The sequence below is a fragment of the Aeromicrobium terrae genome (assembly GCF_008039565.1).
GTDB classification, from domain to species: Bacteria; Actinomycetota; Actinomycetes; order Propionibacteriales; family Nocardioidaceae; genus Aeromicrobium; species Aeromicrobium terrae.
Window position 1 is genome coordinate 350,361 of sequence record NZ_VDUX01000002.1, and the last position, 15,612, is coordinate 365,972.

At 68.2% G+C, this 15,612-nt stretch carries 21 protein-coding genes; 6 read left to right on the forward strand and 15 right to left on the reverse strand.

Going from position 1 to position 15,612, the window contains the following annotated elements; translation table 11 throughout:
• Positions 1 to 61: 61 nt before the first annotated feature.
• The 10 genes from FHP06_RS05315 to FHP06_RS05355 form a co-directional block, all read right to left on the reverse strand.
• Positions 62 to 958: a type II secretion system F family protein gene (locus FHP06_RS05315; RefSeq protein ID WP_147684521.1), complete on the reverse strand. Its 897-nt coding sequence runs from the start codon at positions 956 to 958 to the stop codon at positions 62 to 64.
• Between the two features lies 1 nt (position 959).
• Positions 960 to 1,901 (reverse strand): type II secretion system F family protein, encoded by a 942-nt coding sequence (locus tag FHP06_RS05320; RefSeq protein ID WP_147684522.1) that lies wholly within the window; start codon positions 1,899 to 1,901, stop codon positions 960 to 962.
• Position 1,902: 1 nt separating this feature from the next.
• Positions 1,903 to 3,339 (reverse strand): CpaF family protein, encoded by a 1,437-nt coding sequence (locus tag FHP06_RS05325; RefSeq protein WP_147684524.1) that lies wholly within the window; start codon positions 3,337 to 3,339, stop codon positions 1,903 to 1,905.
• Positions 3,336 to 4,550, reverse strand: coding sequence for an AAA family ATPase (locus tag FHP06_RS05330; protein WP_147684526.1), 1,215 nt, complete (start codon positions 4,548 to 4,550; stop codon positions 3,336 to 3,338). Before FHP06_RS05330 ends, FHP06_RS05325 begins: the two co-directional genes overlap by 4 nt.
• Positions 4,547 to 5,257, reverse strand: a complete 711-nt coding sequence (gene cpaB, locus FHP06_RS05335) for a Flp pilus assembly protein CpaB (protein WP_187271794.1) — start codon at positions 5,255 to 5,257, stop codon at positions 4,547 to 4,549. The genes FHP06_RS05330 and cpaB overlap by 4 nt, the downstream gene beginning before the upstream one ends.
• Positions 5,258 to 5,274: 17 nt before the next feature.
• The gene (locus FHP06_RS05340) at positions 5,275 to 6,363 is read right to left on the reverse strand and encodes a Tad domain-containing protein (protein ID WP_187271795.1); all 1,089 of its coding nucleotides are present in this window, start codon (positions 6,361 to 6,363) and stop codon (positions 5,275 to 5,277) included.
• A gap of 35 nt (positions 6,364 to 6,398) precedes the next feature.
• Positions 6,399 to 6,764: a TadE/TadG family type IV pilus assembly protein gene (locus tag FHP06_RS05345; RefSeq protein ID WP_187271796.1), complete on the reverse strand. Its 366-nt coding sequence runs from the start codon at positions 6,762 to 6,764 to the stop codon at positions 6,399 to 6,401.
• Positions 6,765 to 6,846: 82 nt separating this feature from the next.
• Complete coding sequence (locus FHP06_RS05350; protein ID WP_222706369.1) at positions 6,847 to 7,029, reverse strand: Flp family type IVb pilin; 183 nt, start codon at positions 7,027 to 7,029, stop codon at positions 6,847 to 6,849.
• A gap of 167 nt (positions 7,030 to 7,196) precedes the next feature.
• The gene (locus tag FHP06_RS15915) at positions 7,197 to 7,361 is read right to left on the reverse strand and encodes a Flp family type IVb pilin (protein WP_187271797.1); all 165 of its coding nucleotides are present in this window, start codon (positions 7,359 to 7,361) and stop codon (positions 7,197 to 7,199) included.
• A gap of 41 nt (positions 7,362 to 7,402) precedes the next feature.
• On the reverse strand, positions 7,403 to 7,894 hold the full coding sequence (locus FHP06_RS05355) for a hypothetical protein (RefSeq protein WP_147684533.1): 492 nt from the start codon (positions 7,892 to 7,894) through the stop codon (positions 7,403 to 7,405).
• 71 nt (positions 7,895 to 7,965) lie between these two features.
• Here FHP06_RS05355 and FHP06_RS05360 point away from each other — a divergent pair, with 71 nt between their 5' ends.
• Positions 7,966 to 8,502, forward strand: coding sequence for an RNA polymerase sigma factor (locus FHP06_RS05360; protein WP_147684535.1), 537 nt, complete (start codon positions 7,966 to 7,968; stop codon positions 8,500 to 8,502).
• Entirely contained in the window at positions 8,499 to 9,461 is a 963-nt protein-coding gene (locus FHP06_RS05365) for a DUF4349 domain-containing protein (RefSeq protein ID WP_147684537.1), read from the forward strand. Before FHP06_RS05360 ends, FHP06_RS05365 begins: the two co-directional genes overlap by 4 nt.
• Here FHP06_RS05365 and FHP06_RS05370 read toward each other — a convergent pair.
• The 3 genes from FHP06_RS05370 to FHP06_RS05380 all read right to left on the reverse strand — a co-directional run bounded on the left by FHP06_RS05370 (position 9,448) and on the right by FHP06_RS05380 (position 11,112).
• Positions 9,448 to 10,176: an MBL fold metallo-hydrolase gene (locus FHP06_RS05370; RefSeq protein WP_147684539.1), complete on the reverse strand. Its 729-nt coding sequence runs from the start codon at positions 10,174 to 10,176 to the stop codon at positions 9,448 to 9,450. The two genes, FHP06_RS05365 and FHP06_RS05370, sit on opposite strands and share 14 nt — an antisense overlap.
• Before the next feature lie 83 nt (positions 10,177 to 10,259).
• Positions 10,260 to 10,910 carry an SDR family oxidoreductase gene (locus FHP06_RS05375; RefSeq protein WP_147684541.1) on the reverse strand — a complete coding sequence of 217 codons (651 nt, stop codon included), beginning with the start codon at positions 10,908 to 10,910 and terminating at the stop codon, positions 10,260 to 10,262.
• A 19-nt stretch (positions 10,911 to 10,929) separates the two neighbouring features.
• On the reverse strand, positions 10,930 to 11,112 hold the full coding sequence (locus FHP06_RS05380) for a hypothetical protein (protein WP_147684543.1): 183 nt from the start codon (positions 11,110 to 11,112) through the stop codon (positions 10,930 to 10,932).
• Between the two features lie 181 nt (positions 11,113 to 11,293).
• Here FHP06_RS05380 and FHP06_RS05385 point away from each other — a divergent pair, with 181 nt between their 5' ends.
• Positions 11,294 to 11,500, forward strand: a complete 207-nt coding sequence (locus tag FHP06_RS05385; RefSeq protein WP_147684544.1) for a DUF6458 family protein — start codon at positions 11,294 to 11,296, stop codon at positions 11,498 to 11,500.
• A 52-nt stretch (positions 11,501 to 11,552) separates the two neighbouring features.
• Here the strand turns inward: FHP06_RS05385 and FHP06_RS05390 are convergent, their stop codons facing one another.
• Both FHP06_RS05390 and FHP06_RS05395 read right to left on the reverse strand, forming a co-directional pair.
• Positions 11,553 to 12,197: a response regulator gene (locus tag FHP06_RS05390; protein ID WP_230973413.1), complete on the reverse strand. Its 645-nt coding sequence runs from the start codon at positions 12,195 to 12,197 to the stop codon at positions 11,553 to 11,555.
• The gene (locus FHP06_RS05395; protein WP_147684546.1) at positions 12,175 to 13,170 is read right to left on the reverse strand and encodes a sensor histidine kinase; all 996 of its coding nucleotides are present in this window, start codon (positions 13,168 to 13,170) and stop codon (positions 12,175 to 12,177) included. Before FHP06_RS05395 ends, FHP06_RS05390 begins: the two co-directional genes overlap by 23 nt.
• Positions 13,171 to 13,255: 85 nt before the next feature.
• Between FHP06_RS05395 and FHP06_RS05400 the strand changes: the two genes are divergently transcribed.
• From FHP06_RS05400 to FHP06_RS05410, 3 genes are read left to right on the forward strand one after another with little or no spacing between them, the layout of a single operon-like run.
• A complete protein-coding gene (locus FHP06_RS05400) occupies positions 13,256 to 13,789 on the forward strand; it encodes an SPFH domain-containing protein (protein ID WP_187271798.1) in 534 nt (177 codons plus the stop codon).
• 8 nt (positions 13,790 to 13,797) lie between these two features.
• Positions 13,798 to 14,241, forward strand: a complete 444-nt coding sequence (locus FHP06_RS05405; protein ID WP_147684550.1) for a TrkA C-terminal domain-containing protein — start codon at positions 13,798 to 13,800, stop codon at positions 14,239 to 14,241.
• Positions 14,238 to 15,536, forward strand: coding sequence for an ArsB/NhaD family transporter (locus FHP06_RS05410; protein ID WP_330999605.1), 1,299 nt, complete (start codon positions 14,238 to 14,240; stop codon positions 15,534 to 15,536). The genes FHP06_RS05405 and FHP06_RS05410 overlap by 4 nt, the downstream gene beginning before the upstream one ends.
• The last annotated feature ends 76 nt before the right edge of the window (positions 15,537 to 15,612 follow it).

Sequence of the window (15,612 nt, forward strand, 5' to 3'; positions counted from 1 at the left end):
CCTTCCCTTGCGCGAGCGTAGGTCTCCAGGGGTTCATCCCCCGTGGGTCGGGCAAGCGGATCTAGGCGAGGGATTCGGCGAGGCTCATAATCGCCGGGGTCAGGATCACGGCGAAGAGCACCGGCAGGATGCACACCAGCAGGGGGAAGACGATCTTCACGGGCACCTTGAGGGCCTCGGCCTCCGCTCGCTTCTTGCGAGAGAACCGGATCTCCTCAGCCTGCGTACGGACCACCTTGGCGATCGACACGCCATATTGCTCGGCTTGGACGATGCTGCGGACGAACTGGTTGAGGTCCGGGACGTCGGTCCGATCTGCCATGGCCTGATACGCGTCCTTGCGGCTCATTCCGAGACGCATGTCCTGCACCGCACGGACCACTTCCTCGGCAAGAGGGCCGGTACGCCGATCACCGATATGCGAAAAGGCCGCTTCGAACCCGAGGCCGGACTCGATCGCGATCGTGACCTGGTCGAGCACGTCCGGCAGCTCGCGTTGGATCACCTTCTGGCGTGCCTCTGCCCTATTGGCGACAATCGCGTCCGGAGCGAGATAGCCGAAGAGGATGGCTCCGAATCCAGTCAGGAAGTTGACGAGGGTGGGCTTCGACGACACGAGGCTGAGGAGCAGAAGTCCTCCGATCCCCACACCGACGACCTTGTACGTCACGAACTTCGCGACCGTCCACCCCTCGGGTCGGCCGGCGAGCATGATGTTGCGCTCGAGCTTGACCAGTGATCCGGGCGGCGTGATGTAGCGACCGATACCGGTGGCGCGCTCCTCAATATGGACGACCGGCTTCGCCGCAACCGCGGCGCTGGCCGAGGTGGTGCGGTTCTTGACCCGTCGCCGAACGTCACGGTCGTGCACCCCGATGATCCCAAGCCCGTAGCTCAACGCCAGCAGGGCCCCGATCAGGGCGAGACCGCCCAAGGCGAATGACGTCGATCCACTCATCTCAGTACTCCAGGTCCACGAGCTTCTTGATCCAGAACCCGCCGATGACGTACATGACGAGCGAGCAGGCGATGACGATCTTTCCCGTCGTTGTCGTCACCAGTGGGTCCATGTATCCGGGATTGAGGAGCACGAAGGCTCCGGCACCGATCGGCGGAAGCAGCATGAGGACGATCGCCGAGAATCGACCCTCGGCCGACAGTGCGTACACCTGCTCACGAACCTGGCGCCGTTCCCGCATAGTCGCACCGACGCGATCGATGATCTCGTTCAGGTTTCCGCCTGTCTCGCGGTGCACCGCCACTGCCTCGGCCACCCATCGGAAGTCCTCGCTGTTCATCCGGTCGGCTGTCTGGGTCAGGGCGACGATGAGGTCACGACCGATCCGGTGCTCGTTGATGACGCGGGTGAACTCCTCCGAGGTGGGCGGCTCTGCAGCCTGCGCGACAGCGTCGACCGCGGCCTGGAAGCTGTGTCCGGCCCGGAGCGACGAGGCGATGATCTGCAGCGTCTCGTCGAGCTGGTCGGTGAAGGCCTTCTGCCGACGGTCGATGGCGAGCACCAAGGCGATCTTGGCACCGGCAGGAACCAACAGCGCTAGCAGGACCGCCAGGAACACGGACGCGGTGAACACGTACGTGAGGATGAGCAAAGCCGCGCTGACGGCAACCACGCTGACGACGACTGCACCTGGAGTCATGGCGAGGCCAGCGAGCTCCAGGTCATGTGCACTGACGGGCGCCCAGGACGCCTCCCTGAGAAGACGGTCGGTACGAGCCACCAGGTAGTTGGAGGTCGACGTCAGGACGGTGGTGCCGTCGTCGTGGTTCTCCTTGCTCATCGGTCGACGGCGTTCGACCGCCACCTTCGGCGGGGCGAAGGTCATGAAGAGGAGCACCGCCGCGAGGACGGTGGCGCCGATCCCACCCAACAGGAGCGCCATCTCAGATGCTCGCCACGGCCGGACCGAGACCGTCCAGGTCGTAGGGGATGCCGAGCTCCTCGAACCGCTCGGTGAATCGAGGACGGATGCCGGTCGGGATCTGCGACCCACGGAACCGTCCATGCTGGTCGATACCGGCGGCGTAGTCGAAACTGAACGCGTCCTGCAGCACCACCGTGTCGTTCTCCATGCCCAGGACCTCGGTGATCGCCGTGATGCGCCGCGTTCCGTCTCGCAGGCGAGCGATCTGGATGATGACATCCAAGGCCGACGCAACCTGCTCGCGGATGGCGCGCATCGGGAGGTCCATCCCGGCCATGAGCGACATCGTCTCCAGGCGGGAGATCGCGTCGCGCGGCGAGTTGGCGTGGAGCGTGGACAGCGATCCCTCGTGGCCGGTGTTCATGGCCTGCAGCATGTCGAGCGCCTCGGCGCCTCGGACCTCACCCACGATGATCCGGTCGGGCCGCATGCGGAGCGCATTGCGCACAAGGTCGCGGATCGTCACCTGACCCTCGCCCTCGATGTTCGGCGGTCGGCTCTCGAGCGTCACGACGTGGCGCTGGCGCAACTTCAGCTCGATGGCGTCCTCGATCGTGACGATGCGCTGATTGCTCGGCACGAAGGACGAAAGGACGTTGAGCATCGTCGTCTTGCCGGTACCGGTACCGCCTGACACGAGCACGTTGAGCCGCGCCTCGACGCACGCCCGGAGCAGGTCGGCGACCGCCGGAGTCATGGTGCCGAAACCGATCAGGTCGTCGACCTCGAACGGCGTCTCAGAGAACTTGCGGATGTTCAACGACGACCCGTGCACGGCGAGCGGTGGGATCACGGCATTGACGCGGGAACCGTCGAGCAGGCGGGCGTCCACGAGTGGCGAGCGTTCGTCGATCCGGCGACCGACACGACCAACGATCCGCTCGATCACGCGGCGCAGGTGCTCCTCGTCGCGGAATGCGAGCGGGGTCAGAGAAATCTGGCCGTCCCGCTCGATGTAGATCGCGTCGTGGGTGTTCACCATGATCTCGGTGATGTCCGGGTTGTCGAGCAGACGTTGGAGCGGCCCGAGGCCGAGGGCGTCGTCGACGATGTCGTCGATCAGGCGCTTTCGCTCGGCACTGGTCAGGGTCAACTGTTCTTCGGCGACGATCCGCGTGAGCTCCTCACGGACGAAGCCGTTCAGCTGGTCTTCCGTGAGCCCGGAGTCGTTGATGCGACTTCCGATGCGGTCGAAGAGAGTCTCGACGGCTCGGGACTTGAAGGCTGCGAGCGGGTCGACGACGCGGAGCTCTGCGCCGAACGACTCAGGCGGCCCCTGCTCCGGAACCGGCGGGGCTACGGGTGCCGCGCGATGTGCCGGCGCCTCGGGCGGTGGCTGCGCGCCAGCCTCGGCGTTGCGACGTGCCCTTTCCATCCGGTCACTGAGATCACTCATGCGCGGCCTCCCCCACGAGTCTTCTTCAATCGGGCCTGCTTGCGCCGGCCGGAAGTCGGAGCGGCACCGACGGGGATGAGGCGCCCGGCAAGTGCGATCAATGCCTTGGCCATGGGCCCAGGCTTCTTGTGCAGGACGAGCGGCTGGCCCTGATTGGCGGCCAGCAGCGCCTCCTCGGTCTGGAGCAAAGTCGTCGACACCGACATCCCGACCGATGCCTCAACGTCGCGCGTGCTGAGGCCAGACTTTCGCCCGGTCAGGTTGAGCACCAGATGCCGCGACGACTTGGCCAGACCGAGCTGGTCGAGCACCTCGATCTCCTTGGCGACCGCGCGCAGGCTGGTCACCTCCATGGTGGTCACGAGGACGAGCTCATCGGCCGCTTCGAGAGCTCCGAGAGTCGCGCCAGCCATACCAGCGGCAGTGTCGACCACCACCACCGGGAACAGGGTCGAAAGGAGGCGGATGAGGTCACGGGCGTCGTCCGCTCTGATGCGATCTCCGTCGGCAGGGCTCGGAGCGCCGGCCAGGATGAGCAGGCCCGAAGAGTGCGGAGTCAGGAACGTCTTGAGGAGAACGGAGTCCGAAGCTGCGATCGAGTCGATCGCGTCGGAGACCGAGTTCGACGGCTCGAGGTCGAGCAAGGTGGCGACGTCCCCGAACTGCGCGTCCAGGTCCACGAGAACGACGTCCATGGGCCGTTGCTGCGCCAGGCTGACGGCGAGGTTCGTCGCGATGGTGCTCTTGCCGACCCCACCCTTCGGCGAGCCGACGACGATCACATGGCCGTCGTGCGCCATGGCCGCTGAGGCCTCGGCTGCCGCAGCAGGAGCAACGGTCTGGCTGGCACGGTAGAGCACCGCCGCGAGCTCGTCGTCGCCAACTGACGGCTCGATGATCTCGCGAACTCCTGCCCGCATCGCACGAAGCGCGACATCGGTGTCCGGATGGGCCACGAGAACGAGACCGGTTCCAGGCATGGTGCGGTCGATGGTCTGGGCGACGTTCAGCGCGAAGTCCAGCGCCAGCTCGTCGCCAAGTACGACGAGGTCGGCGCGACCGTCGTCATGACCTAGGACGCGATCGAGGACTTCGGCCGCCCCTTCGACCTCCACTGCATCCGCGGTGATTGACTTGACGTCATGGCCCGGCACAGCGGCCATGCGATCGGCGAGCTTGGCGTTGGCACCGAGCACCGAGAGCCGCGTCATTTCTGGCCCAGCTCGATCTTGGAGGTGAAGCCACCGTTGCCACGCTCGGTGTCGGCGTTCTGCTTCATCAGCCAGACTTTTCCGTACTCTGCCGTGTTGATGATCCGGCCGGCTTCGGAGACCTTGACAGCGAGGGTGACCAGTAGTGCCTTGCCCTGCCCGTCGCCGGCCGTCTGATCCACCCCGGCGGCGACGATTCTGGTCACGAGGACCTGGTTCTTGACCAGTCGTGTGATGGCATCACCGTTGGCAGTCTGCACGCTCGAGACGACACCGACGTGATCCCCAGGTCGAAGCACACCGCCGACCGCTCGAGCCGCGCTCAGGGGCAGCGTGAGCTCCTGATAGCCCTTGGGAATCGTTGCGTCGACGGACCCCGCCACCGCTCCGTTCTGGGCGAAGCGTGACGGGATCAGCTGCTCGCCGGGCTCAAGCTCCGTCGTGGTGCTGAGTCCAGAGAGGTCATCCAGGTCGGACACAGCGCTGGGGACCACGGCAGCCTTGGGCAGCTCGACCGTCTCCACGCTGTCGCCTATCTCTGAGACCTTCGTGCCGGCCTCGATCCGGTCCTTCACTTGCAGCACCTTGACGAGCTTCGCATTGTCGTACGCGCGGTCATTGGCGTCGTTGGCATAGTTCACCAACAGCACGACCGCGACGGCGCCGAGTGCGCCGGCGACCAGCACCGCGATGAGTCTCTTGCTCACGTTGTTCCCCTGGATCTCTAATCGATGAGCTCGACCTTGATGGCCCCGAACTCCGCCCCTTCATTGCCGTACTCGGCATCCGGGAATTCCTTGGCGCTGTCGATGAACGCTCCGAGCAGGCCGATGCGACCGCCCGTGGAGTCCCCACCGCACGCGGCAGGCTTTCCGAGGCACCATCCGGCCACCTTGAAGGGCGCGAAGCCCACGATCTGGGTGGCGAACTTGGTCGGGTTGTCGTCAGGCGTTCCGTTGCCGGTTCCTACTGCACCCTTCGTCTTCGCTCCGCCGTAGCGGTAATTCTGGGTAGGGGCATGGATCGCGAGCAGAAGAATTGTCCCCTTCGGCGCGACGTCGTCAGCCCACTTCTTCGTGCAGGTCTCGTTCGCGCCCTGCACGTCGTCGACCTTTTCGAACACTTCGGGGTCGGTCTTCCCGTTGCAGATGTTGTTGCCATGTACCGAGAACCAGAATCCACCCCGAACGGTGTGCACGGCCCCCGGCAAGCTACCTCCGACGCCCGAGGGCGCGGAACACGACTTCAGCATGTCGTTGTCGTCCAGCCACGACTCCTTGTCGCCGTTGCCGAAGTCCTTCAGGTTGTCGTTCTCGTCGCTGCTCACGAAGGTCGTGGTGTTCAAGCCGGCGGCCCGAGCCTCCACGTACTCACACAAGGAGACGGCGAACGGGATGACGGTCGCCTTCACGACGTGCTTGGACCAGCGAGCCGTGGCGTTGGCCGTCACCGTGCTGGTGGCCCACTCGGGGAAGACGCTGATGAAGCTGTTGTCGACCGTTCGCGCCACGCGGATGGTGACCTGGGTCGAGTCCAGCGAGACGCCACTCGGGACGGAAGTCGCGAGCCCGGAGACCGCGCCGCCGTCGATGCGGAGGTTCGGGATTGCGAGGCTGGTGGCGGTCGCCGTGCCGCCCGCGACAGAGCACTTCGCGGCGTCGCCGGCGATGCAGTCGTATGCCACGGCGAACGCTGCGGCATCAGCTCCGTGCTGCGCACGGGATCGCTGCATCGTGAGGTTCGCGGTGTCGACCCCGAGGCCGGTAGCACCGATGAGCACCACGCCGATGAGCGCAAAGAGGAGTGCGCTCACGCCTCGCTCGGAACGAGGGCGGCGGAACCAGTCAGTCACCCGTCGCATCGCGCCACGCCCTTCGCGTTGATGGTGAACGTGTTGCCGCCGAAGAGACCTGTGGGGGAGCTGAAGGTCCCGGCAATGGTGATGACGGCGTTGGTGCCGGGTGTCCCCGTCGACGGACAGCCTTGGACCACGACTGGTCCACCTGCCCCGGAAGGAAGCTGGCCAGAGACCGCTGCACTGGGACTCTTGTGCACCGCCTCTGCTCGCGCCGCGATGAAGGCGAGGTTGTTCAGCTCAGCACGCTTCGAGTATTGAACGCCGTACTCGATGATGCCCATCACCAGGAGCACGAGGACTGGCGCGATGAGAGCGAACTCCAGCATCGCGGCACCGTGCTCGGATCGACGGCGCATGCCACCTCCTTCGCTCACTGCAACCCTCATTGGAGCTGCAGCCCGCCGGGGCGGGCCGCAGCTCCAGGTCCGGTCTGAAGGATCAGGGAATGATCGAGCCGAACTTGGCCGAGATCCGGCCGCCGAGAGCAGCAGCAGCGACGCCGACGACAACGGCGATGCCGACCACGAGCAGGGCGTACTCGACCATGGCCGCGCCCTTCTCGTTCTTGGCGCGCTCGGGAAGCATGAACAGGTGCAGATAGATGCGCGTGAAGATGGCCATGACGATGGTCCTTCTGTGGGAGTCTCCGGTCCACCCAGCGCGGAACCGGTGGTCAGAAGGTAGAGCCGCGGCAGCGGGCCGCGTGAGGCAAATGCAGAAGAACGTCGTGGTCAGGGCGACAAGATGACCCGCACAGACCAGCCCGACTAGTCCGTCAGGACTATCGCCTACGGCATGAAGCCGTTGTACATGTCAACCAACCGCAATCCGAAGGCATTCGACGCCACGACGACGACCATTGCGATGCCCGTCGCGAGCAGGGCATACTCCGCGAACGCGGCGCCGGTCTCGGCCTTCGAGGCCATCCGGTTCCACCACTGCTTCAGGATCATGGCGCGAGGTTATAAAAAACTTCGGCGCGACGGACGCGAATTCAGAACTTCTCCAGCCCCACCAGCACGAGCTTGGTCTTCGTGACGCAGGTCTGGAGGACGACGTCGGTGCGGGGCATGTCCTTGACCATCGCCTTGCGCCGCAGACCGTAGCGGATCTCCGTAACCTCGTAGACGCCTGCGCGGACGCCGTCGCCGGACAGCTTGACGCCGTCGCCGTTCTTGAGCTTGGGGATCCAGCCCGATCCGCCGCAGTAGTCGTGCTCGGCCACGAGGACGGAGTTGCGCGGGCCCAGGCGGACCGAGATCGGGCCCTGGCACGCGTCGAGCATCACCGGGACGCCGTCGAGCGTGGTGTTCGCGTAGATGTGCCGGGTGAACTTCACGTCGGGCGGCGGGCCCTTCGGGATCGGCAGCAGTGCCAGGCGCACGGACTCGAAGCTCGTGACGTCCGTCTGCGCGGACTGCGCGGGGGCAGCACCGACCAGCACCGCTGCCACCAGCAGCGTCGCCAGTCCGATTCCCCGTCGCACGCCTTCCATCGTACGAGCGAAAAGGGGCCCATGGGCGTGAGACGGTTTCTCCGGAACGGACATGGAGGGGTATGAGCGACGTCGACCTGCTCGCCCGAGCCGCAGCCGGAGACCGCCTGGCCTTCGGTGAGCTCTACGACCGGCACGTGCGGCCGGTCTACTGGCAGGCGTACTCGGTCGTGCACGACGGCGCGGAGGCCGAGGACGTCACGCAGGACGTCTTCGTCATCGCGTGGCGCCGGATCCGGGCGATCACCGTCGTCGACGACTCGGTGCTGCCGTGGCTGCTCGTCACGGCCCGGTACACGGCGCTCAACGCGCAGCGCCGGGCTGCCCGACGTCGGGCCGACGAGCTGGTGGAGACACCCGGCGGCGTCGACGTCGAGCGCGAGGTGGAAGCCGCGCACGTGCGCGCTGAGATCGAGAAGGCCGTCGCGCTGCTGTCGCCCACCGACCGCCGGCTCTACGAGCTGTGCGTCGACGGCGACCGAACCTACGAGCAGGCCGCGGCCGACCTCGGTGTCACGCACGCCGTCGTCCGCAACCGCCTGCACCGGCTCCGCACCCGGCTGCGAGCCGACCTCCGTTCCATGAGGGAGACGTCATGACCACACCCCAGCTCGAGGAGCGCCGCATCGACGCGATGCGCGACTCCGTCATGGCCGCCGTCGACGCCGACGTCGCACGTCGTGGCCGCCGCACGCGTCGTGTGCTGGCCGGAACCGTGGCCGCCTGCGCGGTCGCGGTCATCGGCGGCCTCGGGGTCACGGCGCTGCAGTCGCCGGACACCCGCGCCGAGCACGCCACCGCTGCCGACTCCGCCGCCCGGGACACCGCGGCCCCGAGCGAGGCCGGCGGCGACACGTCGTCGTTCGACGCGCCGCAGAGCTCGAAGGCCGCCCCCGACGCGGACGCGGACCGCGAGGTCATCACCACCGGCACCGTGAACGTGACGGTGAAGGACCCCACCGGCTCCGCGCAGAAGTTCGCGACGTGGGTGGAGGGTCACCGCGGCCGGGTCGACCAGCGCACGCAGAACAGCGACGACGGCGGCACGTCCGCGTTCCTCACCGTCCGGGTGCCGAGCACGCAGGTGTCCCGTGCCGTCGAGCAGCTGCGCGGCTATGGGAAGGTCGGCTCCGTCGAGCTGCAGCACCAGGACGTCACGACCCAGGGCCGCGACCTCGACGCCCGCATCAAGGCGCTGAGGATCTCGATCGACCGACTCGAGCGGATCCTCGCCGACGCGAGGTCCACCGGCCAGGTGATCAGTGCCGAGAACGCGCTGACCCAGCGGCAGGAGCAGCTCGAGAGCCTCGTCGCGCAGCGCTCGGCACTGACCGGCCAGGTCGAGCTCGCCACGCTGTCCGTCGACTTCCTCCAGAAGGAGTCGACGTCCTCGGTCGACCCGGGCGGGTTCCGCGGCGGTCTCGAGGACGGCTGGAACGCCCTCGTCGACGTGGTCAACGGCGTCGTCGAGCTGGCCGGCGTGCTGCTCCCCTGGCTCGGTGTCCTGCTCGTCGCCGTCCTGGGGTGGCTCGGGCTCCGCCGGTTCAGGCGGACCTGAGCTCGGCGACCGCCTCGGCCGGTGACCCGCGGTAGACCGGCCCGTGACCAGGCACGATGACGTCCGCGTCCACCGCCGCGATCGCGTCGTGCGCGCGCTCGACGTTCGCCGGGTCGTGGTCGAAGAACCCGGGCAGGCGCTGCGGGCCGGTGCGCCGGAGCAGCGGGTGGCCGTTGACCAGCGCGTCGCCGGTGACCAGCACGCGCGCGTCCGGGAGCAGGTAGGCGGTGTGCCCCGTGGTGTGGCCGGCCGTGTCGACCGGCACCGGCCGGCCGGGCAGGTCGAGCGGCGGCTCGAAGGCGGTGGCGCTCGGCACCGACACGTCCTTCATCGCGCCGAGACGCATCAGCTTCATCGACCACCGCACCGCGCCGGGGCGCCACAGGTTCTTGGTGACGTCGAGCGGCGTGGCCTGCTCGAGGTGCTCGCGCCGCACGTGCGCCGCCTCGCGCTCCGACGTGAGCACGGGCACCGGGTGCTCGGCGAGCAGCTGCGGGAGCGAGCCGATGTGATCGACGTGGGCATGGGTGATCAGCACCGCCTGCAGGTCCGACGGCTGGTGCCCGATCTGCCGGATCGAGGCGATGACGTTGTCGTGGTCGCCCGGATATCCGGCGTCGATCAGTGTCAGCGCCTCCCCGTCCTCGACGAGCGTCCAGTTGACCGCGTCGCTCTCGACGGCGTGGACGCCCGGCGCGACCTCCGTGATCCTCACGTGTCCCCTTCTTCGCCAAATGTGACGCCCACAGCGTCATTCAGTCTCTATGACGCTCCGGGCGTCACATATTGCGTTCGAGGTCAGCCGTCGTACATGACGTGAGGGGTCCAGTCGTCGTCGGACCGGGTGACGGCGTCGAACATCGCCTCGGCGATCAGGTCCGGCGTGAAGGCGCCCTCGCGCGAGAGGACGCCGTTGACCTGCACCGCGACCGCGCGGATCCCGTCGGGTGCGAGCGTCTTGTCGATGCTGGTCACGAGGTTGCGAAGGGCCGCCTTCTGCATGCCGAGCGACGGCGCCTCGTTCCACGGCTTGTCGGCCGCGGCGCTGCCCGTGACCAGGAGCCGAGCGCCGGTGGGCATCTTCGGCCGGGCTCCCTGGAGTGCCGGGAGCACCGGCGCGACGCCGACGCGCAGGTCGGCGAACAGCTCGTCGACGGTGAGGTGGAGCGGGTCCTTCTGCCGGAACGCGCTCGGGTTGAAGTGCAGGACGTCGATGCGCTCGAGCTCGCCCATCGCGCGGCGGACGGCCTCCTCGTCGGTGAGGTCGAGCACCAGCGTGCTGACGTCGATGCCGTCGGCCCGCAGGCTGTCGGCGACCTCCTCGAGCTGCGGCGGCTCGTTGGAGACGAGGACGACACGATAGCCGTCGCGGGTGAACCGGCGGGCGACCGAGGCACCGAGACCGGGCCCGGCACCGAGCACCACGAGAACAGGGCTGTCAGCACTCACGGTCCGACCCTACGGTCTCCTAGCCGCGGAGGGCAGCGGCGATGGCCGACCACCGGGCACCGGCGGCCTGGGCGAGCTCGATGGCGCGGACGACCTGCTCGTCGACGAGGTCGTGCTGGGGATCGCGGGCGCTGACCAGCGCGCACAGCTGCGCGACGGGGCCGGCGTCGAGGAAGTCGATCTCGACCGTGCTGGGGATCATCGTCGCCACCTCTCCCCCGGGCTCGCGCGGCGCCGGTGAGGCGAACCTAGAGCCAAATCCCTACGAGCGCACCCCGGGGGTCGTGTGGCCATCACCACCCTGCGATCGCCGGGTTCTCGACATGCGGCCGTCCTGCACCCGCCCTACGGTCGGGGGTGCTTCCCGACGAAAGGAAAGTGTCATGCGAATCGGTTCCTCGCTCTTCCTGATGGCCCTGGGCGCGATCCTCGCGTTCGCCGTCACGGACCGCATCAACGACGTCGACCTCACGCAGGTCGGCTACATCCTGCTGGGCGTGGGCGCCCTCGGGCTGGTCGTCTCCCTGATCATGTCCTCGCAGGCCCGCGACGACCGTCCGGTGCGTGACGACCGGCCGGCACGCTACTAGCCCGACCAACGACGAGACCCCGCTTCCCGAGAGGGAGGCGGGGTCTTCTCGTTCAGGGCTCGATCAGCCCGGCCCGGATGGCGTAGCGGGTGAGCTCGGTGCGGTCACGCATGCCGAGCTTGGCCAGCACGTTGGCTCGGTGCCGCTCGACCGTCTTGTGGCTGATGACCAGGATCTTCGCGATCTCCCGCGACGAGTAACCCTCGGCGATGAGCTTGACCACCTCGTCCTCGCGCGGCGTGAGCACGGAGCTGGGGGTGCGCTCACCGCGCTTCATCCGGTCGAGGAAGTCGCGAACCAGCGTGCTGGCCACGCCGGCGTAGAGGAACGAGTCGCCCCGCACCGCGGCTCGGCACGCGGAGACGAGGTCCTCGTCGGCCACCGACTTCAGCACATAGCCGGCTGCACCGGCCTTCAGCGCGGTGAAGAAGTACTGCTCGTTGTCGTGCATCGAGAGCATCAGCGCCTGGGTGGACGGCGAGCGCCGCTTGATCTCCTGGACGGCCTGCAGCCCGGTCATGCGCGGCATCGAGATGTCGAGGACGGCGAGATCCGGCCGGTGCTCGCGGGCGAGCTCGATGGCCTCGGCGCCGTTCGACGCCTCGGCGACGACCTCCATGTCCGGCTCGGCGTCGAGGATCCTCCTGACCCCCGCACGCACCAGGGCGTGGTCGTCAGCCAGCAGGATCCGGATCACCGTTCTCCCCCTTCGGATCGATCGGGACCTCCAGGAGCACCTCGGTGCCGCCGCCCTCGCGGTCCCGCAGCTCGAGACGTCCGCCCACCATCTGGGCGCGCTCCTGCATGCCCTGGATCCCGGCGCCGGGAGTCGCTCCGCGGCGGCCGAGCCCGTCGTCGACGACGCGCAGCACGACCATCCCGCCGCGACGGGTCAGCCCGAGGTGCACCTCCCGCGCCTCGGCGTGGCGAGCGACGTTGGTCAGCGCTTCCTGTGCGACGCGGTAGACCACCAGCTCGCACTCGGCCGTCAGGTTCGGCAGGCCAGGCAGGAACCCGCGGACCACCCGCAGGTCGGTCCGCGCGGTGAGCTCGCTCGCCAGGCTGGACAACGAGTCGAGCAGCCCGAGCTCGGCCAGGACGCCGGGCCGGAGGCGCTGGGAGATCCGGCGCACCTCCTCGAGCGAGCCCCGAGCGGTCTCGCGGACCTCCTCGAGCCCCTCGAGCATCTCCGGCGGGGCCTGGCCGACGGCCTGCTTCAGTCCGAGCAGCACGGCGGTGAGACTCTGACCCACCTCGTCATGGAGCTCTTGGGCGATCCGCTGGCGCTCGGCCTCCTGCGCGTGCAGCGCCACCGCCGCGCTGGCGCTGCGCTCGGCCTCCAGGCGCTCGAGCATCGCGTTGAAGCCCTGCACCAGCGGCCGGGCCGGGCTCGAGCCCTCCTCGTCCAGCCGGAGCCCAGGGCTGCGCAGGTCGATCGACGCCATCAGCCCCGTCAGCCGGTCGAGCGGGCGCAGCACGGACCGCAGCAGGAGGCCGTTGAGCACGACGATCACGAGGAGTCCGATCGACACCGCGACGACCTCCGACCACAGCGGCTGGGCCGAGATCGTGGCCGGCGACAGCACCAGGACTAGCGTGCCCAGCACGAACACCGCGCCGTTGAGCAGGCACACCCGCCAGAACAGCGAGACGGAGACGTTGCGGGCCATGCCTCCAGCGTCGCAGATCCGGAGAGGGGCGAAATGGGGTCCGGACCCCATGGTCCGGCCTCTCCTGGCGGGAGACGGTGGAGACATGGAGTCCCCAGTGCTCGTCGTCGTCGTGGTCCTCGCGGTCATCGTCGCCTGCGGGTACGCGTCGGTGCGCATGGTGCCGGCGGGCTCCGTCGGGGTGGTGCTCCGAGCTGGTCGCGTGACACGCCGGCGACGACCTGGCCCGGTGGTCGTCGTCCCGGGGCTGGAGCGGATCGAGATGGTCTCCCTCCGCCCGGCGCCGATCGAGCCGCTCGGAGTCACCGCCTTGACCCGTGACGCCGTGGAGGTCGACCTCGCGATCAGCGTCCTGTGGCGCGTGACCGACCCCGTCCTGGCGATCACTGCTGAGCCGTGCGCACGGGCCGTCACGGCAGCGGCGGTCGAGCGAGGTGTCCGGCACCTCGTCGCGACCGTCGACCTGGCCGACCTCCTGCGTGACCGGGCCGACCTCCTGGCTCCGTTGCCGACCGTCACCTGGCCGCTCGTGGAGCCGTTCGGCGTCGACGTCGTCGACGTCGACCTCCTCGACACCGAGGTCCGCGTCGGACCGGAGCTCCTCCACCTGCTCGCCTGAAGAAACGGATGCCTTTGACCATGTTCGAGCTCGCGATCTCCGTCGGCATGCTGTCCGCAGCAGTGGGATTCACCGTGGGCCTGGTCGTCGGCCAGGGCCGCCCGCCCCGCTGGGTCGAGAAGGGCAGCTTCGTCCACAAGGTGTCCATCGGGTTCGCGACGCTCGACCGGCTGGACGCCGTGCTGCTCCGGTTCGAGGTGGAGCCCGGGTCCCGGCTGGCCGGGGTCGACGTGGGTGAGCTGCGCCTGCCCGACGGGTCGTCCGTCGCGATCGTCACGCGCGGGAAGAAGGTCATCGTCCCCGACGAGGACACCGTCCTGCGCGAGGGCGACCAGGTGCTGGTCGTCGCGGCCATGGGTGAGGTGAGCCAGGTCGAGGAGCGACTGCGCTCGGTGAGCCGCGACGGCCGCCTGGCCGGCTGGCTCGTGGAGGCGGGGAGCACCGCCGCGTGATCCTCACGTCGGCCGTCCTGTCCATCTTCATCGTCAGCTATGCGCTGATCGCCACGGAACGAGTGCACCGGGTCGCGGCCGCGCTCGGTGGTGTGGCCGCGATGGTCGTGGTGGGCGTGGTGGACGCGGAGACCGCGTTCTTCAACTACGAGTCCGGCATCGACTGGAACGTCATCTTCCTGCTGTTCGGGATGATGGTGATCGTCGGCGTCCTCAAGCAGACCGGGATCTTCGAGTTCCTCGCGCTCTGGGCGGCCCGCACCTCCAAAGGGCGTCCGTACCGGCTGCTGGTGCTCCTCGTGCTGGTCAGCGCGACCGTCGCGCCGATCCTCGACAACGTCACGTGCGTCCTGCTCGTCGCGCCAGTGACGCTGTCGGTCTGCCGCCAGCTCGGCCTCGACCCCGCCCCGTACCTCATCTCGATGATCCTGGCGTCGAACATCGGCGGCACCGCGACGCTCATCGGCGACCCGCCGAACATCATCGTCGGCAGCCGCGCCGGGCTGAGCTTCGTCGACTTCCTGGTGCACTCACTGCCGCTGACCGTCGTGCTGCTGGTCGGGTTCACCGTGATGGCCCGCTGGCTGTTCCGCAGCTACCTGTCGTCCACGGTCGACGTGAGCGACCGCATCGCCGACATCCACCCGCGCGACGCCATCACCAACATGCGGCTACTCGTCCGGTGCCTGGTCGTGCTGGGGCTCGTCATGGTCGCGTTCAGCCTGCACACCGTGCTGCACCTCGACGCGTCGATCGTCGCGATGATGGGCGCCGGCCTGACCGTCCTGGTCTCACGCACCGAGCCCGAGGAGTTCCTCGAGGAGGTGGAGTGGGGCACGCTCGCCTTCTTCATGGCGCTGTTCGTGCTCGTCGGCTCGCTGGTGAGTGTCGGCATCATCGGCGACCTCGGCGAGGCCGCCGTCCGGGCGATGGGCGACGACGAGCTGCTGGGCGCGACGGCGCTGCTGTTCGGGTCGGGCGTGTTCGGCGCGTTCGTCGACAACATCCCCTACACGACGGCGATGGTGCCGATCGTCGACGACATGGTCGCGTCCACCGCGACGTCGGGCGCCGACAGCCCGTTGTGGTGGGCGTTCGTGTTCGGCGCGGACCTCGGCGGAAGCGCCACGGCCGTCGCTGCCGGCGCCAACGTGGTGGTGCTCGGCATCGCCGCGAAGGCCGGCGAGCCGATCAGCTTCTGGAAGTTCACGCGCTACGGCCTCGTGGTGACCGTGGCGACGCTCGCCGTGGCGTGGTCGTACGTGTACCTGCGGTACTTCGTGTGGTGGAGCTAGGGGGATTCGAACCCCCGACCTTCTCATTGCGAAGGCATTTCGGGGGTCTGAACCCCTGTGATGGCAGCGTGCATGA